Raw genomic sequence first — 377 nt, 5'->3', positions numbered from 1 at the left:
ATGAAGCGCTGGCCTGGGGACGTCACGTGAATATGTGGCGCGACGCCTGGGCGCGCGTGAAGGCCGTAGATCATCCGGCGTTGGGGATCATTCTCGATAGTTTTCATATCCTGTCGCGCGGCGATAACCTCGATGGCCTCGAGGACGTGCCGCCCGAAAAAATCGTGTTTGTCCAACTGGCGGACGCCCCGCTGTTGAAGATGGATGTGCTCGCCTGGAGTCGCCATTTCCGCTGCTTCCCCGGCCAAGGGGAACTGAATCTGACCCAGTTCATGACCCAACTTTCCGCGCATGGCTATCGCGGCGCCTGGTCACTGGAGATATTTAACGATGGTTTCCGCGCCTCGCCGGTGCTCCCCACGGCCCAGGACGGTTTC

1 protein-coding gene is annotated in these 377 nt (G+C 60.5%); it reads left to right on the top strand.

The annotated features are described in order from the left end of the window. Positions 1–32 precede the first annotated feature (32 nt). Positions 33–377, top strand: a 345-nt coding sequence (locus KQX66_RS38960) for a sugar phosphate isomerase/epimerase family protein (RefSeq protein ID WP_284439886.1), incomplete at its 3' end; no start/stop codon positions are given.

It is taken from the genome of Paenibacillus oleatilyticus (assembly GCF_018998565.1).
GTDB lineage: Bacteria > Bacillota > Bacilli > Paenibacillales > NBRC-103111 > Paenibacillus_G > Paenibacillus_G oleatilyticus.
This window is presented reverse-complemented; position numbering and strand designations above follow the sequence as displayed.